The 22,690-nt window shown below is 43.0% G+C and carries 19 protein-coding genes; 11 read left to right on the top strand and 8 right to left on the bottom strand.

Annotated elements, in window-relative coordinates:
• The first annotated feature begins 91 nt into the window (after nt 1-91).
• Nucleotides 92-313, top strand: coding sequence for a hypothetical protein (locus PL9631_RS09905; protein WP_083619607.1), 222 nt, complete (start codon nt 92-94; stop codon nt 311-313).
• A 142-nt stretch (nt 314-455) separates the two neighbouring features.
• Here PL9631_RS09905 and PL9631_RS09900 read toward each other — a convergent pair whose 3' ends face one another.
• Together PL9631_RS09900 and PL9631_RS09895 are read right to left on the bottom strand one after the other, a co-directional pair.
• Nucleotides 456-599 (bottom strand): chlorophyll a/b-binding protein, encoded by a 144-nt coding sequence (locus tag PL9631_RS09900; protein ID WP_079680193.1) that lies wholly within the window; start codon nt 597-599, stop codon nt 456-458.
• A 154-nt stretch (nt 600-753) separates the two neighbouring features.
• Nucleotides 754-1,338 carry a DUF3611 family protein gene (locus PL9631_RS09895; protein ID WP_083619603.1) on the bottom strand — a complete coding sequence of 195 codons (585 nt, stop codon included), beginning with the start codon at nt 1,336-1,338 and terminating at the stop codon, nt 754-756.
• Nucleotides 1,339-1,398: 60 nt separating this feature from the next.
• On the opposite strand from PL9631_RS09895, the gene PL9631_RS26085 reads away from it, so the two are divergent.
• From PL9631_RS26085 to PL9631_RS09885, 3 genes are all read left to right on the top strand, one after another.
• Complete coding sequence (locus PL9631_RS26085) at nt 1,399-1,569, top strand: hypothetical protein (RefSeq protein ID WP_186440269.1); 171 nt, start codon at nt 1,399-1,401, stop codon at nt 1,567-1,569.
• 346 nt (nt 1,570-1,915) lie between these two features.
• The gene (locus PL9631_RS09890) at nt 1,916-2,209 is read left to right on the top strand and encodes a hypothetical protein (RefSeq protein ID WP_083619600.1); all 294 of its coding nucleotides are present in this window, start codon (nt 1,916-1,918) and stop codon (nt 2,207-2,209) included.
• Nucleotides 2,210-2,240: 31 nt separating this feature from the next.
• The gene (locus PL9631_RS09885) at nt 2,241-2,675 is read left to right on the top strand and encodes a heavy metal-responsive transcriptional regulator (protein ID WP_083619597.1); all 435 of its coding nucleotides are present in this window, start codon (nt 2,241-2,243) and stop codon (nt 2,673-2,675) included.
• A gap of 120 nt (nt 2,676-2,795) precedes the next feature.
• Here PL9631_RS09885 and PL9631_RS09880 read toward each other — a convergent pair whose 3' ends face one another.
• The gene (locus PL9631_RS09880; RefSeq protein ID WP_083619593.1) at nt 2,796-3,008 is read right to left on the bottom strand and encodes an Hfq-related RNA-binding protein; all 213 of its coding nucleotides are present in this window, start codon (nt 3,006-3,008) and stop codon (nt 2,796-2,798) included.
• Between the two features lie 124 nt (nt 3,009-3,132).
• Between PL9631_RS09880 and dapF the strand changes: the two genes are divergently transcribed.
• Complete coding sequence (gene dapF, locus PL9631_RS09875) at nt 3,133-3,981, top strand: diaminopimelate epimerase (RefSeq protein ID WP_083619589.1); 849 nt, start codon at nt 3,133-3,135, stop codon at nt 3,979-3,981.
• Between the two features lie 36 nt (nt 3,982-4,017).
• Nucleotides 4,018-5,184: a hypothetical protein gene (locus PL9631_RS09870; RefSeq protein WP_083619586.1), complete on the top strand. Its 1,167-nt coding sequence runs from the start codon at nt 4,018-4,020 to the stop codon at nt 5,182-5,184.
• Nucleotides 5,185-5,271: 87 nt separating this feature from the next.
• On the opposite strand, the gene PL9631_RS09865 is transcribed toward PL9631_RS09870, so the two are convergent.
• From PL9631_RS09865 to PL9631_RS09855, 3 genes are all read right to left on the bottom strand, one after another.
• Entirely contained in the window at nt 5,272-10,941 is a 5,670-nt protein-coding gene (locus PL9631_RS09865) for an Ig-like domain-containing protein (protein ID WP_197046315.1), read from the bottom strand.
• Nucleotides 10,942-11,543: 602 nt separating this feature from the next.
• Nucleotides 11,544-12,035 carry a YajQ family cyclic di-GMP-binding protein gene (locus tag PL9631_RS09860; protein WP_083619583.1) on the bottom strand — a complete coding sequence of 164 codons (492 nt, stop codon included), beginning with the start codon at nt 12,033-12,035 and terminating at the stop codon, nt 11,544-11,546.
• Nucleotides 12,036-12,131: 96 nt separating this feature from the next.
• Nucleotides 12,132-12,635 (bottom strand): DNA recombination-mediator protein A, encoded by a 504-nt coding sequence (locus PL9631_RS09855; RefSeq protein WP_083619580.1) that lies wholly within the window; start codon nt 12,633-12,635, stop codon nt 12,132-12,134.
• Nucleotides 12,636-12,745: 110 nt separating this feature from the next.
• Between PL9631_RS09855 and PL9631_RS09850 the strand changes: the two genes are divergently transcribed.
• From PL9631_RS09850 to PL9631_RS09840, 3 genes are all read left to right on the top strand, one after another.
• A complete protein-coding gene (locus tag PL9631_RS09850; RefSeq protein ID WP_083619576.1) occupies nt 12,746-14,173 on the top strand; it encodes a carotenoid oxygenase family protein in 1,428 nt (475 codons plus the stop codon).
• Between the two features lie 95 nt (nt 14,174-14,268).
• Nucleotides 14,269-17,073: a leucine--tRNA ligase gene (gene leuS, locus PL9631_RS09845; RefSeq protein ID WP_231516698.1), complete on the top strand. Its 2,805-nt coding sequence runs from the start codon at nt 14,269-14,271 to the stop codon at nt 17,071-17,073.
• A gap of 318 nt (nt 17,074-17,391) precedes the next feature.
• Entirely contained in the window at nt 17,392-18,405 is a 1,014-nt protein-coding gene (locus PL9631_RS09840) for a tetratricopeptide repeat protein (RefSeq protein ID WP_083619569.1), read from the top strand.
• Between the two features lie 104 nt (nt 18,406-18,509).
• Here PL9631_RS09840 and PL9631_RS09835 read toward each other — a convergent pair whose 3' ends face one another.
• Complete coding sequence (locus PL9631_RS09835; protein ID WP_197046314.1) at nt 18,510-19,310, bottom strand: sulfite exporter TauE/SafE family protein; 801 nt, start codon at nt 19,308-19,310, stop codon at nt 18,510-18,512.
• Nucleotides 19,311-19,602: 292 nt separating this feature from the next.
• On the opposite strand from PL9631_RS09835, the gene petH reads away from it, so the two are divergent.
• On the top strand, nt 19,603-20,805 hold the full coding sequence (petH, locus tag PL9631_RS09830; RefSeq protein ID WP_083619566.1) for a ferredoxin--NADP reductase: 1,203 nt from the start codon (nt 19,603-19,605) through the stop codon (nt 20,803-20,805).
• A gap of 344 nt (nt 20,806-21,149) precedes the next feature.
• A complete protein-coding gene (locus tag PL9631_RS09825; protein WP_197046313.1) occupies nt 21,150-22,109 on the top strand; it encodes a GDSL-type esterase/lipase family protein in 960 nt (319 codons plus the stop codon).
• Nucleotide 22,110: 1 nt separating this feature from the next.
• Here PL9631_RS09825 and PL9631_RS09820 read toward each other — a convergent pair whose 3' ends face one another.
• Nucleotides 22,111-22,296 carry a hypothetical protein gene (locus PL9631_RS09820; RefSeq protein WP_083619559.1) on the bottom strand — a complete coding sequence of 62 codons (186 nt, stop codon included), beginning with the start codon at nt 22,294-22,296 and terminating at the stop codon, nt 22,111-22,113.
• Between the last annotated feature and the right edge of the window lie 394 nt (nt 22,297-22,690).

Genomic DNA, 22,690 nt, shown 5'->3' with positions numbered 1-22,690 from the left:
CAAGATCTTCATGTTTCCCTCCTATTCTAAATAGTGTAGTCCACTGCACTCACAGCCCTACTCACTGCAACTCACCTAGGAGGTGGAGATCATGCCCTCAGTCTATCTTATGCTTCTGACTTTTGCCCTGGGTTCTATCTGGATCTATACACAAACCTCTAATGATATTCCCTTCGTGTTAGCCGGGGTAATTGGACTCATCTGCCTAGTTTGGGGGTTTGCCTTCGCCCATTGGAGCCTTCAAATTCTGATTGTACTGGGGTTATGGCGTTTATATAAAGTTTATATGCCGGAAGAAGTTAACCTGAGTTAATTTTAAATCCTTTCATTTATTTCTAATCACGAAAATCCCCCAAACACTAAGAATTTGAGGGATTTTTGCTATTTTAGGGGTAATTTGGGTTCTGAGGTTAAGTCCCAGAACCCTTGAATGTGTTGAAAACAATCCGAACAACTTACATTAAACCTAATTGAGACAGAATCCCTTGACCAGTTAGGAATTCCGTGGCTAAACCAATAGCGAACCCTAACATGGCTAAACGGCCATTCCAAGTCTCCGCGAAGTCTGTAAACCCAAACTTGGTATCTTTGCTTTCCATAATCAAAAAATCTCCTGTTTGCTTGAGCCAACTACATAAAAGTTAACACAGTTTCCAGAAGTTTGCAACTTTTTGTTAAGAAAGGTTGACAAAAATCCAAACCCTTATCTATAAGTACATTCTTTCTGTTCCCCATTCGTAATTCGTAATTCCCCTAATTCTTGTAAATTCGGTTGATCAGCCACAGTGCCCCAGCAATCCCAATAAAATGAGCCAAAATCGTATGGGTATTGGCTAGAACCACGAAAAAATCCAGGGGTTGGATAAAATCTTGCAAGTTGCCAGAAGGGGAGAATAAACCCCGAGGTTGGGAAATCGCTTTAGCTAAGAGAATCCCATTAATCGCTTCCGAAGCCAGCAAAGTCACCGCCATGCCAGTTAAATTACTGGTTAACCCTGTGCGGATGCGTTTGAAAGTTTCTCCCCGACTGGGACGGGTGATCCCCGGTGCTTTCAATCTACGGGCCAAACGAGTATAACCAAAGGCCTGAAAAATACTAAATCCTAAAATTACTAATCCGATTAAGGCAAAGACCAAACCCCCACCAATTCCCGATGTAGAGGCCGTTGTTCCCGTCGCCCCGCGACTAAAAACTAAAATAGCGAAAAGCTGAATAATAAACGAAATTACCCATAAAACCAGTTGTGTCCAAAAGCAAATCCAGCCTGTGGTACGCAGGGTAGAGGCAACTCGTTGAACCGAATTCGGAATCGGTGATGGGTCAGGTATATAGGACATTTTTTATGCAATCAGGGGGTAGAATCAAAATCAACGCACGAAAAACCCAAGGAATTCAATATGAACCAACCCCAACCGACGACAACCCCTAACCTCAACGAACCCAAATTTGGATTCAATCAATATGCTGAACGGTTAAACGGTCGAGCCGCCATGATTGGTTTTTTGATCACCTTGGCGATTGAATACTTTAGCGGACAAGGTTTATTATCCTGGCTCGGGTTGAGTTAATACTACCAAATTGATTGATGATTGGTCATCAGTCTTCCGTTGCACCGAGTCAGGGATAATTTAGGGTACAAAGAGTCTACGCACCCAACCAGAGAAACCGGGTTTTTTTACGAGGTTTCTCGGGCCCCATGCGTAAGTCCTATCAAATCCAGACTAAACAAAATCCTAAGTTTCCCCCTGCGGCCAACGGATGACCAATCACCCAAATCCAGTCAATCCCTATAAATTAGGTTAAATTAGGATTAGATGAACTTTCAAGTGAAGAAAACTATAAGATAATTCTGTCGGAGCCAACTCCGAAAGAGTTTACCGAAATTAACCCTGAAAAATTTAGAGTGAAATTGTGATGAATGCTTTATGGCCGCGTGTTCTCAGGTCTGTTTATCGTCGAGAACCTATTGTTAGTTTTGTAGTCACGGTGGGAACCGTAGATGCAGTCATTGGTGGAGTTAGTTCCAGTTTATCCTTATTAAGTTTTGGACTCTCTACCGTTGGGGTAATCTTGGTTTTGCGGTGGTGGATGGGTCAAAAGTCTAAACTTGAACAAGCCGAAACCGCCCCAGAATACGCGCTTCCCCCGAGTTCGGCTCGTTCTCCCCTGCCTAGACTTACGGATAAAAAACAACGTTCTTCCTATTAAATCTATTAATAGTTAGTTAGGGTTACGGAAAATGGATGTTGTGATTGCAGATGAAAGACTAAAAATCGGTGATGTCGCCCAACGAAGCGGTTTATCCGTAAAAACCGTTCGTTATTATGAAGAAATTGGCTTATTAGCGCCGACCGTTGAACGCTCAGACTCAGGATATCGACTTTTTGAGCCGTCGGTGGTTCACCGCTTGGGCTTTGTTAGACGCGCTCAAGCGTTGGGTTTAAGTTTAAATGAAATTAGAGATATTTTAGAAATTAGCGATCGCGGGGAACTTCCCTGTGAGGAGGTTAAACAACATTTAGCGATCAAAGTTGAGGAGATTAATCACCAAATCAAAGCCTTGGAAATTCTAAAAGGCGAGTTGCAACAACTACTAAACCATTGGCAAGATCATCCTTCATCAATGCCCATAAAAACCACGATCTGCCCCAATATTCAAGCAGAATCAAGTTAACACCCTCCGCTCTCCTTGACTTCTTCCTCATCCCATTTCTCTCGAATCGTGCAACCCCGGCCCCTTTTTTGAAAGGGGGTTAGGGCGATCAATTCCCGGCCACTTCACCCAGAATGGGGATCAGGATTTAGGACGGATAAAACCAATCGAATGTCTAAAAATCAAGACTTGTAAGTTGTTTGAGTCCTGTAAGCAAATACAGTTAGGATCTTGCCAAAGAACAGTTCCTACGAGCAGATCATTCGTGATCAATTTAACTTCCACCAAGTTTTTATCTTTGGTATACCCTTGAACTTTTCTAATGCTGGGTAAATCCGTATTAAATTCAGACATAAGGAGTTGTTTTTAATTCAACATTAAAAGGATAATAGAGAAGGAGTCAGGGATTTTCAAGTGCTTGATTAACCCTCGACAATGACGCCCAAAGTTAAAATAACCCGCTTCAGTGGAGGAGTTCATGACCATTACATTTACGAAATATCACGGTTTAGGAAACGATTTCATCCTGATTGATAATCGTCATCAGTCCGAACCCCTAATCACCCCAGAACAAGCCATAGAACTGTGCGATCGCAATTTTGGTATTGGTGCTGACGGCGTGATATTCGCCCTGGCGGGAACCTCCAACACCGACTATACCATGCGAATTTTCAACTCCGATGGCTCGGAACCTCAAATGTGTGGAAACGGCATTCGCTGTCTGGCTAAATTCATCGCTGAACTGGAAAACCGCGATCAAATTACATCCCCAGTTAGCTATAAAATCCATACCCTAGCGGGTGTAATTACTCCGGTCTTACAAGCCAACGGCCAAGTTAAAGTGGATATGGGAGTTCCGCGACTTTTAGCCCAGGAAATTCCCACCACCCTCGCCGCGGCCGATCAGAAAGTGGTTGATGTTCCCTTACTTGTGGCTGGACACCCTTGGAATGTCACCTGTGTGAGCATGGGAAACCCCCATTGTATTACCTTTGTGGAGGATGTTGAAGAAATTAAACTCGCAGAAATCGGCCCATTATTTGAGCATCATGCCGTTTTCCCCGAACGCACCAATACGGAATTTATTCAAGTGATTAACCGCAATTATCTCAAAATGCGAGTCTGGGAACGGGGGGCTGGAGCAACTCTCGCCTGTGGAACTGGAGCTTGTGCGTCTGTAGTTGCTGGAGTTTTAACGGGAAATTGCGATTTTATTGCTACAGTGGAACTACCGGGAGGTTGTCTTGAAATTGAATGGTCAAATCAAGATCAACATTTGTATATGACCGGGCCAGCACAACGGGTGTTTACCGGGAATTATTATTAGCAATCACCGAATTTAAGAGTTAAAAAGGTAAATAATATGGGTGGAGGGATTTATCTGATTCAGGATGATGATCGGCTGGTTGAAATGATGGAACAGCCCTACGATTCTGAAGACCAAATACAGGAATTATTAGAGACTTATCCTAATCTTTTAGCCGGGGATGAAATGGATCGGGTACAGACGCGCCATGGTACATCTGTACGACGATGGTTATTAATCTCCCGGGACGTAACCCTTCCGGCGGAGGAAGATAACGGGGGTCGCTGGTCAATGGATCATTTATTTCTGGATCAAGATTCTATTCCTACGCTGGTTACAGTTAAACGCAGCCGCAATGCGGAAACTCGACAAAAAATGATTGGTCAGATGTTAGATAATGCGGCAAATTTAGGATTATATTGGCCGATAGAATCAATCATTTCTCAATTTGAAGCCAATTGTCGAGATCAAGGTCGAGATCCAGAACAAGTATTTGAAGAATTTCTGGGTTCGGATCTGAATGAAGATGGATTTTGGCAAAAGGTTAAAACCAATTTGCAAGCGGGAAAACTGCGTTTAGTATTTGTGGCGGATGAAATTACCAGTCCCTTAAGACGGGTGGTAGAATTTCTGAATAAACAAACGGATTTAGTCGAAGTTTTGGCTTTAGAAATTAAACAATATGTCAGTCAAGATGGTTTAAAAACCTTGGTTCCTCGATTAATTGGTCAAACAGCCGAAGCCCAACAAAAAAAATCCAGTGCTACGGGAGAACGCCGTCGTTGGGATGAGGTTTCCTTTTTTGAAGAACTCCACCTGCGTCGGGGAGAGGATGAAACACAAATAGCCCAAGAAATTCATAACTGGGCAAAAATTCAAGAACCGGAAATCATTATCCAATGGGGGACGGGAGATATTTATGGTGGGTTTACGGCTTTATTAAACCAAAAAGAAAAAGGTCGAAAACAGTTAAAGTTATTTACCGTTGATATTTCAGGACGTTTAGAAATTTCTTCTAATAAATATGGTTCTCAACCACCTTTTGATCGACAAGAAAAATGGTTAGAACTCAGAAATAAATTGAGTGCGATCGGTTTATCTCTCCCCTTAGAACCCACGGAATATCGAGAACCTACATTACAGTTATCCAACTTAGAAGATCAAACCGTATTGCAACAAGTTCTAAAAACATTTGATTGGGTGATTTCTATGATTAAAGCCTGAAGGAGTAAACCCACCAAGGCCAAAAATTATCGGTGTTAGATAAGAGTTAGAGAGACGCGCCGTGGCACGTCTCTACATTAATTACTGTTAGCCTAGAACAAAATTACTCTCACCAATCAAGCTACTATTGACTCCAAACAGTTCAGCCAAATGTTGTTGACTGCTGGCGACTTTAATCAGAGTCGAGCCGTTAAAAGAGGTAATTTGTAACTGTTCAAAAGTTAAGCCTCCGGTTAAAGCGATAATATCCTCTCCGTTAGTAAAGTCGGTAATCAGGTTATTCCCAAAACTACTGGCCAGATAGAAGCGGTCATTACCCGCACCACCTGTTAGGGTGTCATTGCCCCCGGCTCCGACTAACCAGTCATTACCCTGACCTCCGGTTAAGATATCGTTACCCTCACCGCCATCGAGGGTATCATCCCCTAAATCTCCGAATAGGATATCATTGCCCTCATTTCCATCTACAAGGTCATTGGCTTGACCGCCATAGAGGGTGTCATTATCTGCACCACCAGACATAGTGTCTTGGTCTTCTCCACCCAAGAGCAGGTCATCACCTCCATTGCCTTCTAAGACATCGCTGCCCACATCTCCGAATAGGCTGTCGTTATCGTTACCGCCTCGGAGGGAGTCATCGTTTTGACCGCCAAACAGCTGATCATCACCGTCGCCTCCTTGCAAAAAGTCATCATCTTGACCGCCTAAGAGGATGTCATTACCGTCATTTCCGATTAGGACATCTTTGCCTTCATCCCCAAAAATGAGATCATTATCCTCACCACCGATAATATAATCATCTTCTTTACCTCCATAAGCGATGTCATCTCCGCTACCGAGGTCGAGGTAATCATTGCCTTTATACCCGTACACCTGATCATTTCCAGCACCTGAGTTAATCCAGTTATTCTCATCTGTGCCGAATATTTCATCATTATCACTCGTCCCCTGTTGGGCTTCTCCACTGGGTTCGGTTGTGTTTAACGATAGCCCAACAATAAAATGCGAGGGATCAAATACAGCCGTTGGTTCCGGTGTGGGAGTAACTGTTGGTTCCGGTGTGGGAGTAACTGTTGGTTCCGGTGTGGGGGTTTCGGTGGGCTCGAATGTAGGAACGGTAGGTTCCGGTGTGGGAGCTACCGTGGGTTCGGGTGTAAGAGCTACGGTCAGACTCACGGGTGTCGAAGCACTCGAAACGTTCCCGGCATCATCGGTAGTCGTGACGGTGAAATCATAAGTACCTTCGGCTAGGGCCGTAGATGGAGTAAATGTCCAGTTCCCATCAGCATCGGCTGTAGCCGTACCGATACTGGTGCCATCTTGCAGGATCTCAACGGTACTATTGGCTTCGGCTGTACCGGTCAACGTCGGAGTGGTGCTGTTGGTAGTGCCACTGCTAGTAATCGTCGGCACAGTTGGTGCTGTGGCATCGACGGTGAGACTCACGGGTGTCGAAGCACTCGAAACGTTCCCGGCATCATCGGTAGTCGTGACGGTGAAATCATAAGTACCTTCGGCTAGGGCCGTAGATGGAGTAAATGTCCAGTTCCCATCAGCATCGGCTGTAGCCGTACCGATACTGGTGCCATCTTGCAGGATCTCAACGGTACTATTGGCTTCGGCTGTACCCGTAATAGTTGGGGTGGTGTCGTTGGTACTGCCACTGCTAGTAATCGTCGGCACAGTTGGTGCTGTGGCATCGACGGTGAGACTCACGGGTGTCGATGCACTCGAAACGTTCCCGGCATCATCGGTAGCCGTGACGGTGAAATCATAAGTACCTTCGGCTAGGGCCGTAGATGGAGTAAATGTCCAGTTCCCATCAGCATCGGCTGTAGCCGTACCGATACTGGTGCCATCTTGCAGGATCTCAACGGTACTATTGGCTTCGGCTGTACCGGTCAACGTCGGAGTGGTGCTGTTGGTAGTGCCACTGCTAGTAATCGTCGGCACAGTTGGTGCTGTGGCATCGACGGTGAGACTCACGGGTGTCGAAGCACTCGAAACGTTCCCGGCATCATCGGTAGCCGTGACGGTGAAATCATAAGTACCTTCGGCTAGGGCCGTAGATGGAGTAAATGTCCAGTTCCCATCAGCATCGGCTGTAGCCGTACCGATACTGGTGCCATCTTGCAGGATCTCAACGGTACTATTGGCTTCGGCTGTACCCGTAATAGTTGGGGTGGTGTCGTTGGTACTGCCACTGCTAGTAATCGTCGGCACAGTTGGTGCTGTGGCATCGACGGTGAGACTCACGGGTGTCGATGCACTCGAAACGTTACCCGCATCATCGGTAGTCGTGACGGTGAAATCATAAGTACCTTCTGCCAGGGCTGTCGTCGGGGTAAATGTCCAGTTCCCATCAGCATCGGCGGTAGCCGTACCGATACTGGTGCCATCTTGCAGGATGTCAACGGTGCTATTGGCTTCGGCTGTACCGGTCAGAGTCGGAGTGGTGTCGTTGCTACTGCCACTGTTGCTAATTGTCGGTGCTGTCGGTACGGTGGCATCTATGGTGAGGTTAACTGCCGTGGAAGTTGGAGAAATGTTACCTGCTGCATCGGTAGCTGTGGCGGTAAAGGCATAAGTGTTGTCTGCCAGAGCCGTAGTGATGGGAAATGTCCAGTTACCAGTTGCATCGGTGATAGCAGTGCCGATACTGATACCGTCTTGCAGGATGTCAACGGTACTATTGGCTTCGGCTGTACCCGTAATAGTTGGGGTGGTGTCGTTGGTACTGCCACTGCTGGTAATTGTCGGCGTCGTCGGTACGGTGGTGTCTACGGTGAGGTTAACTGCCGTGGAAGCACTAGAAACGTTACCCGTGGCATCGGTAGCTGTAGCGGTGAAAGCATAAGTGCCTTCTGCCAGAGCCGTAGCGATGGGAAATGTCCAGTTACCAGTTGCATCGGTGATAGCAGTGCCGATACTGATACCGTCTTGCAGGATGTCAACGGTACTATTGGCTTCGGCTGTCCCTGTAATTGTGGGAGTGGTGTCGTTGGTACTGCCACTGCTGGTAATTGTCGGTGCTGTCGGTACGGTGGCATCTATGGTGAGGTTAACTGCCGTGGAAGTTGGAGAAATGTTACCTGCTGCATCGGTAGCTGTGGCGGTAAAGGCATAAGTGTTGTCTGCCAGAGCCGTAGTGATGGGAAATGTCCAGTTACCAGTTGCATCGGTGATAGCAGTGCCGATACTGATACCGTCTTGCAGGATGTCAACGGTACTATTGGCTTCGGCTGTACCCGTAATAGTTGGGGTGGTGTCGTTGGTACTGCCACTGCTGGTAATTGTCGGCGTCGTCGGTACGGTGGTGTCTACGGTGAGGTTAACTGCCGTGGAAGCACTAGAAACGTTACCCGTGGCATCGGTAGCTGTAGCGGTGAAAGCATAAGTCCCTTCTGCCAGAGCCGTAGCGATGGGAAATGTCCAGTTACCAGTTGCATCGGTGATAGCAGTGCCGATACTGATACCGTCTTGCAGGATATCAACGGTGCTATTGGCTTCGGCTGTACCGGTAATAGTTGGGGTGGTGTCGTTGGTACTGCCATTGCTGGTAATTGTCGGCACAGTTGGTGCGGTGCCATCTATGAGCAGGTTAACTGGACTTGAAGCCGGAGAAACGTTACCCGCAGCGTCGGTAGCTGTGGCGGTAAAGGCATAAGTGCCGTCTGCTATGGCTGTAGCGGGAGTAAATGTCCAGTTCCCCGTCCCATCCGCCGTAGCTGTACCAATACTGATACCGTCTTGCAGGATGTCAACGGTACTATTGGCTTCGGCTGTCCCTGTAATTGTGGGAGTGGTGTCGTTGGTACTGCCACTGCTGGTGATAATCGTTGGCTGTAATGGAGCAGTAATGTCTATTGTCAGGTTAACTGCACTTGAAGTTATGGAAGTGTAAACTCCATCCGTGGCAGTAGCTGTGAAAGCATAATTATTGGGGTCTGATAGAGCAGTGGGGACGGTAAATATCCAATTACCAGACGCATCAGCCGTAGTCGTACCGATACTGGTGCCATCTTGAAAGATGTTGATAGTGTTATTGGCTGCTGATATCCCTATGATATCGGGGGTGGTGTCGTTGGTACTTCCACTAACGGTGGTAATGACAGGGGGGTTGATGGGGATGACGTTCATCATCGCAGGAAGTGTGCGGGTACTAAAAGCCGTTGTTCCTCCATTGATGGTGGTGTCAGCTACCCCCCCATCCGTTCCGGTTGTCTGATCCCAAGCGCGAAAGATTATATTTCCAGAGGGGCCTTGGTAGTTGAGATTAGGGACAAAGCGGACTTGGTTATTGGCAGTGCCAGCTAAGAGTAGGGCGTTAGTTTCAGAGGGAGTGCCAAAGGCTGTCCAGGTAGTACCCCCATCAGTGGAATATTGCCAAGTGCCGTTGGTATTGTCCACTCCAATAACGGCAATTCCTAGAACATCTCCATCAATGTCAGAAATAACTCCGGTGAAAGTTGGATCGGAGATACTGACTCCGGGGGGGTTGGTGTCGTTCACTACGATCCCCGGTAATCCAGAGGGTTGCAAAGGTAAACCAGGGTATACTAAGCCATTTTGTACTTGCCAAAAGAAAACTCCAGGCTGGTTGATATTGGATTGTGATTCTATGTTCTCAATCCCGACGGTTCCTGATCCTGGTACTTCAGAATAGTTGGTCAAGTCCCCCGCAGTCCAACCCGCAGTACCATAAGCACTGCCGCCAGACGCACCCCAAGCCAAATCTTCATAGCGCAATTCAATCCCAAAATCGCCATTCTCCAAGTCCCATAGCCGGATCTGATAGGCATTGGCAGTTGTGGCTGCCTGAGCGTAATCTCTTACGTCATCAAAAGTGATGGTAACGACACCGTTGACAGCATCAAGGTCATAGTAAATCAGGTTGGTTCCTGTGGAATTTCCGGCAGGATCGAAGGATATGGGCGCTAGGCCTGTATAAACGTCGGTATAGTGGGCGGCAATCATCGGAGTGGTGGAACCTGCGATACCTGTTGGGTCATAGCTACTATTCCCAGTACCGAAAGTGACGTAGCCGTTGGAACCGATATAAAAATCGGTAGCGGCATTCCAAGTATTGTTGAAAAACTTGAAGCCATTGGGAAAGATAGAAGAAACATCTATCTGCCAGAAATCATCGTCCACGCCTGGTTGAACGTTTTCCCCAAACCCTTGAGTGCCGCCGAGTCCGTTATTGATGCTGTTGCCAGGGAGGAGACGCACCAGGCCCACATCGGGGGCATTGTTAAGGATGCCTTTATAACTTTGCATCGCTGCTGGTGCAAATGCCAGAGATGCTTCAATCTTGCCCGTGGCGACTTCTAAATTCCAGTCGCCCCCTAATTCAGCATTACCTGTGGGGGTGGCGGAGGCGGCGATGTCTGCACCCGTAATTTCACTGAGTCGTTTCAGGAAGTTTTGGCCAGCTTCTCCTTTGGCGACTTCGCAGCCATATAATAAAATGTCGGCATTTTGGGTTAGGGCTTTTCCCCACTGTTTTAGCTGAGGGCTGAATTTTTCTAGGTTATTGCTATTGAGGGATTCTTTGCCCAGGTGGAGGCTGGCTGGGCTACCGTGAGAAAGAATATGTATCGCTTCAATATCTTTTTGATGAGCTAAGGCATTAGTAATTTGATTGATGTAGTTTAAATTATCATCTAAAATAACAATCTGAGCAACATCGGTGTTTTCAATTAGGCTTTGATAGTCTTGTACTGAGGAGTCTACGAAAATGATGGATTTGTTCATTGTTGGCAGGTTCATAATTGCTGAAATTTCTGATATGTGTTGTTTCGATTTAAGTCCGGCTGGGGTTGAAACCCCGGCATATGAAAATAAGTCCTCTTTATTTTCGCCGATGGCTTTCAACACTCGACAAAATGACTATGCTCCCGTCGTTAGTCAGAGTCCTGTAAAAGTATAGTAGTAAAGTGATAAAAAAAGAGCTTTTACTGACCTCCTATCATAAGGTTTAAAGTTAGAATACTTTGTCATCCATTCCCTGGGTGTAGATCAACCCACTCAAGTAGGTCACAAAAGACATTTATACCTTAAGGCAGATGACACCTTATGTTTGCCCTGTTAGCAACATAGCAAGGTTACTTTTGCTTGTCAATGGTTTATCCCCTCAATGACAAATCTTTATATTTCTTAGGAGTATTATCAAGAAACTATTAAAAAAGTCTCAGCGATTTACCATGGCCAGAGGCCGGGTTAATGATATTTGTTTGTAAAACCAGTCCCTACATTTGGGATATGTTAAAGATATATGTCTTGAGATTCAATAAACAAAGAATCCACTAACCTTTAGGTAGTGGAGTGTCAATCAAATATAAATCAGTGGGGATATTTTACCTATAGTTGGTAAACTGCAATGCAGACGGATAATCTTCTTCTTTTAGACGTTGAATTACTAATTGTAAGTCATCTTTAGATTTGGCTGAAATCCTAACCGAATCACCCTGAATAGATGCTTGTAACTTTTTAAATTCATCCTTAATCAGTTTAGTGATTTGTTTCGATACTTCTTGAGTTAAACCTTTTCTCAGTTTAATTTCCTGCCTAACTCGATTCCCACTCGCAGATTCTACTTTCCCGTAATCAAAAATCTTCAAAGAAAGATTACGTTTAGCGGATTTAGTTTGTAAAATTGTATGAATTGCATCTAGGGTAAACTCGCTATCTGTATTAACAATAATCGCCGTTTCCCCTAATTCTAAGGTAGTCTTAGTATCTTTCAAATCATAACGGCTTTTAATTTCCCGTTCGGTTTGATCAACAGCATTGACTAATTCCTGGCGGTCAAAATCACTAACAATATCAAATGAATAAGTAGAAGCCATAGTCAATTGCAATTATTTAATAAAAAAATTTATCAGCGTAAAGACGTGCCAAGAGCGCGTCTGTACGAGTGACTGATTCAACATTGGCATTAACTACTAATCCAAATAGAATAAAGTCACAATTTTGCGCTGATTTTCCGCCTCCTCACAGGTGCTCAGAAGGGTGACACTATCATGATAGGCAAAACAGATTAACTGTTGACACCGAGAAATAATCTCTTGGTTGCAAAACCCACTAGCTTCAGCTAAGGATAAATCGTCACCCTTGGGACTTTCCACCACATGAATCACTTCTTCCAACTGCTGGCGGGACTCCCTGGGCTGACGTTTCATGCTTTGGGGCAAAATTACCGTCAACAAATTGGGGTTAGCCCGCATCGCGCCTCGAATGGCCGCCGCGTTCGTTCCCGTTGAACCCGATGTAATCAAATGATTCCCTTCTAAAACCAAGGCATAACTCATCATCTCGATCAAGTTTTGATGGGTTAGGGGAATATGGCGGGAACCCAACAAAGCAACACGCTTGGAGCCAGTTTGTTGAATGGCTGCCAATTCTTCTAAAAAGTCATCTACTTTCGGCAGATTGATAGATTGGTTCAAGGATAATTACAAAATATAATCAGGACAATCCTGTAGATTCTAGCAAATTCAGCGACAATTATTCGGAGTGCAAGTAAAGTTTTTATCTGATTTCATTAACGGCGATCATTATGACAGCAACAACCGCTCAACCGACCTGGAATCAACAGTTTACCACCCCCGCCACCGAGTTTCCGCCCACGCCCTTACCCATTTTGTCGGGAAAAATTCCGTCGGGGTTACGGGGTTCTCTGTATCGCAATGGCCCAGGACGATTGGCACGGGGAGGACACCGAGTCGGACATTGGTTTGATGGAGATGGGGCAATTTTAGGGGTTCATTTCACCGAAAAAGGGTCAACCGGGGTCTATCGTTATGTTCAAACCGCCGGCTATCAAGAGGAAGAACAACAAAACCGCTTTATTTATGGCGGCTATGGAATGAAAGCCTCGGGAAACCTTTGGGAACGTTTTCGTAAACCCCTAAAAAATGCGGCGAATACTTCAGTTTTAGCTTTACCCGATAAATTATTGGCATTATGGGAAGGGGGACAACCCCATAGTTTAGATTTAGAAACCTTAGAAACCCATGGACTGGACAACCTCCAGGGTTTAGCTCAAAATACCCCCTATTCTGCTCACCCTAAAATTGATCCCGAAACCGGGGATATTTTTAATTTTGGGCAAATTTTGGGGCCGAGTCCTGAGTTAATTTTGTATCGGAGCGATCGCACAGGTAACATCAAACAACAAAATAAAATTCCTCTGGATGGCATTTCTGCCATTCATGATTTTGTCCTAGCGGGTGAATATTTAATTTTTGTAATTCCCCCACTGCGGTTAAAACTTTTACCCGTATTTCTTCAGTTAAAATCTTTCAGTGAGGCTCTCTCCTGGCAACCCCAAACCCCCACCCAAATTTTAATTATTGATCGTCATAATTTAACCTTAGTGAATCGGATTGAAACCGAACCTTGGTTTCAGTGGCATTTTAGCAATGGTTATGTTGCAACAGATGGAACGGTTATTGTTGATTTTGTCCGATATCAAGATTTCCAAACCAATCAATATTTAAAAGAAGTTGCCACCGGAAACACTCAAACCTTAGCCAAATCAACCTTATGGCGGATGATATTGCAACCTCAAACGGGTAAATTACTACAATTGGAAGAACTCTGCGATCGCCATTGTGAATTTCCCTCGGTCAACCCCCAAGAAGTGGGAAAAAAAGATCAATTTACCTATTTATCCCTTCATAAATCCGGTATTAATCCGGCGGTTGAAATGTTTGGCACGATTGGACGTTTTAATCATCAAACCCAAACCTTAACCACCGCCAATTTAGGGGAAAATCGTTATCCGATGGAACCTTTATTTGTTCAAGATCTCGATCATCCTCAACAGGGTTGGGTTTTAACCATTGTTTATGATGCTCGGCAAAATTCCAGCGAAGTTTGGATATTTGATGCCCAATCTTTAGACACGGAACCTGTTTGTCGGTTAGGATTACCCCAGGTAGTTCCGAATGGATTTCATGGAACTTGGAAACCGGCGACTTAGGTTTGTATAGTCAGGCGAAATCGGTGGGGGATAACCTCACCCATATGTAAAAATAATAAACAAATAAGAAAACGTATCCGGCACAAAGTATGGCTGTGGAGTCTCGATATCATCCTGCATCCCTCGAACAAAAGTGGCAACAAACCTGGGAAGAACAGGGGTTGTATAAAACCCCAACCGATAAAAATAAGCCCAAATTTTACGCACTCTCCATGTTCCCCTATCCGTCGGGGAGTCTACACATGGGTCACGTTCGCAATTACACCATTACTGACGTGATCGCCCGACTCAAACGGATGCAAGGCTATCGTGTCTTACATCCGATGGGGTGGGACGCCTTTGGACTCCCTGCCGAAAATGCCGCCATTGACCGAGGAATTCCTCCGGCGGAATGGACATATCAAAATATTGCCCAAATGCGGGAACAACTGCAAAAGTTAGGGTTCTCCATTGATTGGGAAAAGGAAGTGACCACCTGTTCCCCGGAATATTACCGTTGGACACAATGGCTGTTTTTACAATTCTATAAGTGTGGACTCGCCTATCAAAAAGAAGCCGCGGTGAATTGGGACCCAATTGATCAAACGGTGCTGGCTAATGAACAAGTCGATAATGAGGGAAGATCTTGGCGGTCTGGGGCTATTGTTGAACAAAAATTATTGCGTCAATGGTTCCTAAAAATTACCGATTATGCAAATGAATTGCTCAATGATTTAGAGCATTTAAACGGTTGGCCGGAACGGGTTAAATTAATGCAAGCTAACTGGATCGGACAATCCATTGGGGCGCAGTTAGAATTTCCCATTGTGCCTATCCCCATTGTGCCTACCCCCATTGTGCCTATACAGAAAACTACAAATCAAAAAAAGGTAAGCAACCCTTTTAAATCCTGGTTTCTGGATAGTCGCAGAAGTATTTCAGAAATGAGATGCCGAGATTTTGTTCGAGGAAGTTGGCTACATGATCGCAATAAGCGGTGGTTGGAAAATCATCCCCAACATAGTCCAGAGATATCGAATGAAAAAATCTCTGTCTCGAGCACTTGTCCTGATGATGAAAAAATCTCTGTCTTCACAACCCGTCCTGATACGGTTTATGGAGTTTCCTATGTGGTATTAGCCCCGGAACATCCCTTAGTTGCTCAGGTAACAACTCCCGAACAAAAAGCCGCCGTAGAAGCATTTATTCAAGAGGTTAAAAACGAAAGCCAAACCGATCGCACCTCGGAAGATAAACCAAAACGCGGCGTTCCTACCGGGGGAAAAGTCCTTAATCCTTTTAATGAAGAAGAAATTCCGATTTGGATTGCGGATTATGTTTTATATGGATATGGAACAGGCGCAGTGATGGGAGTTCCAGCCCATGATCTGCGTGATTTTCAATTTGCCACTCAATATGATTTACCCATCAAACAAGTGATTGTTCCCGATGATGCGGATAATGATAATGAGGAAAATGATCGGATCACAACGGCCTATACGGGGACAGGAATTTTAGTCGAATCCTGTAATTTTAGTGGGGAACATTCCGAACACGCCAAACAAGCGATTATTGAGTATGCAGAAGATGAAGGATATGGCAAAGGAATTATTCAATATCGCCTCAGAGATTGGTTGATTTCCCGTCAACGCTATTGGGGAACTCCGATCCCGATTATTCATTGTCCGAATTGTGGGGCGGTGGCTGTTCCTGATCAAGATTTACCTGTAAAATTGCCGGAAAATGTCAAATTTAGTGGTCGAGGTTTATCTCCTTTAGCCCAATTAGAAGATTGGATTAATGTACCTTGTCCGAGTTGTGGAACTCCGGCTAAACGGGAAACCGACACCATGGATACGTTTATTGATTCTTCTTGGTATTATCTGCGCTATCCCGATGCCAAAAATGATCAACAAGTCTTCAATCCAGCGATTACTAATGATTGGATGGGGGTAGATCAATATGTGGGCGGTATTGAACACGCCATTTTGCATTTATTGTATTCTCGATTCTTTACTAAAGTGGTGCGCGATCGCGGATTATTACATTGTAAAGAGCCCTTTGAAAAGTTATTAACTCAAGGGATGGTGCAGGGAATTACCTATAAAAACCGCACCACTGGAAAGTATTTTTCCGCTTCCCAAGTGAGTCCGAGTAATCCCCAAGATCCGACAACGGGAGAAAAGTTAGAAGTCTTCTATGAGAAGATGTCTAAATCTAAATATAATGGGGTTGATCCATTAGAAGTGATGGGTAAATATGGGGCTGATACCGCCCGAATGTTTATTCTATTTAAAGCCCCTCCTGAGAAGGATTTAGAATGGGATGATGCCGATGTTGAGGGACAATTTCGCTTCTTAAATCGGGTTTGGAGAATTGTTACTGAATTTGCTGAAATTACCACTTCTAAACCTAAGAATCGAGAATTAAGTAAAGTCGAAAAAGACTTAAAACGGGCGATTCATACGGCTATTAAAGAAGTCAGCGAGGATTTAAACGGAGACTATCAATTTAATACTGCTGTATCTGAATTGATGAAACTTAGTAATGCTTTATCAGAGGCGAATTGTAAGGAGTCTATCGTTTATTCTGAAGGCATTGAAACCCTGTTGAAATTATTAGCTCCCTTCGCTCCCCATATTGCGGAGGAATTATGGCAATTGATTGGAAAAACGGGTTCAATTCATACTCAAATATGGCCTGAGCATGAGCCAGAAGCCTTAGTAGTGGATGAAATTACCTTAGTGATTCAAATTAATGGAAAAACCCGTGGGACGCTGCAAGTCCCAGCAACGGCCGATCACCAAACTTTAGAAGAATATGCCCGAAATTCTGAAGTCAGTCAACGTCATATTGGAGATAAAACCATTAAAAAAGTGATTGTTGTCCCGGGAAAATTAGTTAATTTTGTTGTAGTCTAACTCAGCCAGGTTAAAATACTTTAAGATTCCTCCAAATTTTTCCGGTTTGGGGGTTTTTTATTCAGAATAAATGAGGGATTAGGATTGATAACACCAGACTGGGGAACGAACACAATATATTCTAAATTTGATATCATGGATAATACGGATAATCAGACGACCACAAAAAACGGTTTACGAGTCTCAAATTTTGCGTAGGTAACTTGATCATGAAGGGATGAGAAGCTCAAAAATTTTGGTATAGCTTGCTTATCTTTAATCAAGTTTAGTCTTTCTATAAAAAATCAACTGATCTTAATTGTTGAAAAAGGAAATTTCATGTTTAATAATAGCAAAAAATTTTATGACCAAGGCTTAAAAAAAGCACGCCAAGGTAATTATCATGGTGCTTTGAAGGATTTTGATCAAGTGATTAAATTAAACCCTAATTATGCTAGTGCTTATAATAATAGGGGTCTAGTTTATTATTATTTAAAAGATTATCAAAAAGCGGTTAGTGATTTAACAAAAGCCTTACAACTGGAACCCAAGTTACCTGATGCTTATTTGAATCGAGGGAATGCTTGGAGACATTTAGGCAAATATGAAAAAGCGATTCAAGACTTTAAAATTGCTCTTAGTTTTAATCCCCAAAGTGATGCGGTTTATAATAATTTGGGATTAGCGATCGCCCAATCAGGACAATATCAAAATGCTATTGATAATTACAATCAAGCTCTATCTTTAAATCCTGAGAATCATAAAACCTATTATAATCGGGGTCGAGCTTTTTATTTATTAGGAATCAAAGAAAAGGCTTTAGATGATTTCAATAAAACTACTGAATTAGAATTGAATTATATTAAAGCCTATATTAATCGAGGATTATGTCATTATCAATTAGGCAATCATGATCGGGCTATCCGAGATTATAACCGAGCATTACAAATTGATGCTTATAATGTTTACGCCTATTATAACCGAGGTTGTGTTTACCATAATTTAAAACAATATCAAGCAGCAATTGATGACTTTGATCAAGCTCTAAATATTGACCCCAACTTTATTAAAGCCTATTTGAATCGAGGGTTATCTCGTTATAAGCTAGGAGATGAATCGGGAGCCAATAAAGACTTTTATCATGTGATGTGTGTTAATTCAGATACCTATATTCATTATCAAGCACAACGGGGGATTTCCGATTCGAGTCCCTATGCTAAAAATTCTCCTAAAGTTGATATGCAACACGGGGGAGAATATTTTTATACTACATTTCTGAATGGATTATGGGATGCTGAAGACCTACAACAAAGGGAATCAACTATCTGTGAAGCTGAATTTCTCAATGAATAAAAAATAATATATCAATTCTATTTGAGTTGTGTTCCCTATTCCCTGTTCCCTGTTCCCTGTTCCCTGTTCCCTATTCCCTCCCTATCTGTAAATACCCTGGGGTTTTAACTCAATAACATATTTAAACTAATGAATAATAAAAATAAAGCAAAAGCCGTCCGTAACTTTTCCCCTGAAATTAAATGGGAAAGTGATGTCCCTAAAAAAGCTCCTAAGATTGTAAATGGGGCAATTAATAATAATGATGGCCAGTAAATATATCCAATAAACCCCGGAAAAAAAGCCTCACCATGAGAAGATAACAGAAAAGCCAAGGTTCCTAAAATGGAAATCGGTAAACTAAAAGATGAAGATGTACCCACCACTTCGTACATGGGTAATCCACAATAAATTAAAAAAGGAACACTAATTGCACCGCCTCCGACTCCTAGAAGACCTGACTTAAAACCAATTCCTAACCCGACGGCGTTGATTATGGCTAATCCGGGTAAGGATTCCAACTTTGCTTTGGGTTTAAAATCTAACAATAGTTTAACTGAAATCAATAATAAAAATAATCCAAAAATAATTTTTAGTACGGCACTGGATAAAGTATCATCTAATAAAGCACCTAATAAAACTCCTAATAAAATCCCCGGAATAATTTTCCAAAAAACTCCCCATTGCACATCCCCTTTAGAATGGTGTGCCACAATCGAAGAAGTCGCCGTAAAAGTCATTATACTCATGGAAGTGGCGATCGCACTGTGCATCACCAGATCGGGCGGAAAGTCCATTAAATTAAAAATATAAAATAACCCAGGGACAACTAACATTCCCCCACCAATCCCGAGTAATCCGGCCGTTGTTCCCGCAGCTAGTCCTAATGTTGCTAATAACACCCAAGGTAGAATCCCCATGATCATCAAAAAATATCCAGTTGAAAGCAATAGGTCAAATGTATTCTGTCACAAATTTTTATAGCGCGCTTCCCCCCAGCTGATCTTCCCTGGAATTAATTCCGATTAGCCGATGAACACTAAGCTGTAAAATAGTGCAAAGTGCAAATTGACAACAGTAACGGCCCTCAAGCTAGTGTGAGAGGGAAGGTTAATATCTGACTGTTTCCGTCCATCGCACGTAAAAAAAACCAGCAAGTGATGTATTCGTCACATTTTGTTAGTTAAGAGCTTCGGTATTATAAGGGAGAACAAACGAATGTATCGTCCAAGTGGAATTGGTGTTGCAACCAAGACGGGAGCTAATGGCCGCGTCTTCATCTTTGAAGTGGAGGGACTCCGACAAGGGGAGAATACAGACAAACTCAATTTTCCGATTCGTCGCAGTGGTGTCGTTTACGTCACCGTCCCCTACGAACGCATGAATCAAGAAATGCGTCGGATTGCCCGGTTAGGAGGGAAAATTGTTAATATTCGCCCCGCCGGTGAACCTCAACCAGAAACGGCTGTAGCGACTGTCAGTCAACATCAGAGCCAACCATCGGTCGAAAAAAGCCAACCCATGACTGACACCAAGGCTAAAACGGAAATACCCGTTAATATCTACCGTCCCAGTAATCCTTATATTGGGAAATGTATCGAAAACTATGAACTCGTAGGTGAAGGCGGTTCGGGTACTGTCCGTCACCTTACCTTTGACCTTTCCGGTGGCGATTTACGCTATGTTGAAGGTCAAAGTATTGGGATTGTTCCGCCAGGAAAAGATAACAAAGGCAAACCCCATAAGCTAAGACTGTATTCGATTGCCTCGACTCGTCATGGTGACAAACTCGATGATCAGACTGTCTCCTTGTGTGTTCGTCAACTGGAATACAAACATCCTGAAACCGGAGAAACCGTCTATGGGGTTTGTTCCACCCATCTATGCAATTTAGAACTCGGGGCGGATGTGGCCATCACCGGGCCAGTGGGTAAGGAAATGTTATTACCTGATGATGAAGAAGCCACTGTAGTGATGATGGCAACGGGTACGGGTATTGCACCTTTCCGGGCTTTCCTGTGGCGGATGTTTAAAGAACAACATGAAGACTACAAGTTCAAGGGTTTAGCTTGGCTATTCTTCGGAATTCCTTACACCGCTAATATTCTGTATAAGGAAGAATTGGAACAGTTACAACGGGAATTTCCTGATAACTTCCGCTTGACCTATGCCATCAGTCGTGAACAACAAAATCCCGAAGGTGGCAAAATGTATATTCAAGATCGGATTAAAGAAAATGCCGATGAACTGTGGCAATTAGTTCAGAAAGAGAATACCCATACCTATATTTGTGGTCTTAAAGGTATGGAAGGCGGAATTGATGAAGGTATGACCTCGGCTGCGGGTAAATTTGATGTGAACTGGAGTGATTACCAGAAAACACTCAAAAAAGGACATCGTTGGCACGTGGAAACCTACTAAATCAGTTATCAGTTATCAGTTACCAGTTATTAGTTACCAGTTATCAGTTGCCAGGTTAATAATTTAAGTTGAAAATCACCGATTATAAACTGGTTCTTAGCTGTTTTAAGTTAACTGCTTATTGTAGTTAACTTAAAAATAGTTCTTCAATGACAACTATTAACTGATAACTTAAAAATAGTTCTTCAATGACAACTATTAACTGATAACTTAAAATCAACTATTTACTATAATAACTAATAACTAATGATTGATAACCAGCAACTAATAACTAATAACTAATATTGATAATTAATAACTGATGACTGATGACTGATGACTGATGACTGATGACTGATTATTTTATGATACCAAAAACTGGCATTGAAATGTACCAAAAGCGACTTTTTGCCATATATAAAAGTCAAATTTATACTAATTTAGATGATGAAATTGACCAACTAAATTATCAAGATTGGCTAGATATATTAAAGCAAGAATCTGATTTAATCCAAGATAAAATTGCCAAAAATTCCGATTCATCTCGTCTGAATATTTTATTAGGAGATTCCCTTAGTATGTGGTTTCCCAATAATTTATTACCATCGGGAATATTATGGTTAAATCAAGGTATTTCAGGGGATACGACAAGCGGAATCTTAAAACGTCTGGATATTTTTGCTAAAAATAATCCTAATAATATTTATATTTTAGCTGGAATTAATGATTTAAAAAGACAAGTTACAGTTAAAGAGATATTAGAAAACCATCAAAAAATAATCGATTATTTACAATACCATTATCCTAATACCCGTATTCTAGTTCAATCTATTTTTCCGACTCAACTCCCTTCAGAAACCCTAAATTTTTCGATTCTAAACTCTTTAATTAAAGAACTCAATCAAAAGTTAGCCCAACAAGTTAACGACCAAGGAAGCATCTATTTAGACTTTTACCAAAGATTTACCAACACCCAGGGAAATCTCCGTTCTGAACTCACAACCGATGGCTTACACCTGAACCTAGAAGGTTACAAAGTTTGGCAATTTGCCCTCAAACAAACCGAATCTCGCCTATCCAAAAATCGAGATTCTAAATATCAAAAATGGTTACAAAAATCATCAGAATTGCCCCTAGATGGACAATCCTACCGTTGGATTTCCTATCAAGTTAAACCGGGAGATACCCTAAAAAAAATTACCCTAAAAGCATTAGGACGAGAGGATTTTGATTATTGCGATTTAATTGCGATCCGAAACGACTTAACGTCAGACGTTCTCCTGATCGATGACCCGATCGAAATCCCACAATTAATCCCAAACTGAACTAGAGGGTTTGGCGAGAAACGAATTTTTCCAAGTCAGCCTGAGTTTGTTGTAGCATTTGCTCACGAGAATCACGAGCCGTCGTCAGGTTGGGAACTAAATTACGAGCCTGTAACGTCATATGCAGTTGTAAATCTGCCACATAAGCACTTACGCCTTGATGATCAGAAGCTGTTAAGTATCCCATCTCTAACTTCACAGGTTTTTCTCCCTTTACGCTTAACTGTGTTTTTTGGTCACTGGGTAGAAGGTATCACGTCTGTTGCCAAACTGTATAATCCCGCAACGAAGTTTAACGGTTTTGGGGATAATCTTTACAGTTTGTTACAAATCGAGGAAGATGGGAGGCAACTAAACGACTAACCGCTAACCATTGCAATATTGAGATTTGTTAACAAACCGGGGACTTATGGGTAAGATCCTGGTGATGTTAAGAGAATTTCTGTTAGAGGGAAAAATGACCGTACAGGACTAACCAACCCGGGGATATTCTATCTACCTATCCACCAGATGGGGGTTTACTTGTGGTTTGTATCATTAAAATACAAAAAAATCGACATTCAACCGGGTTCACACTTAGA

The sequence above is a fragment of the Planktothrix paucivesiculata PCC 9631 genome (assembly GCF_900009265.2).
GTDB lineage: Bacteria > Cyanobacteriota > Cyanobacteriia > Cyanobacteriales > Microcoleaceae > Planktothrix > Planktothrix paucivesiculata.
This window is presented reverse-complemented; position numbering and strand designations above follow the sequence as displayed.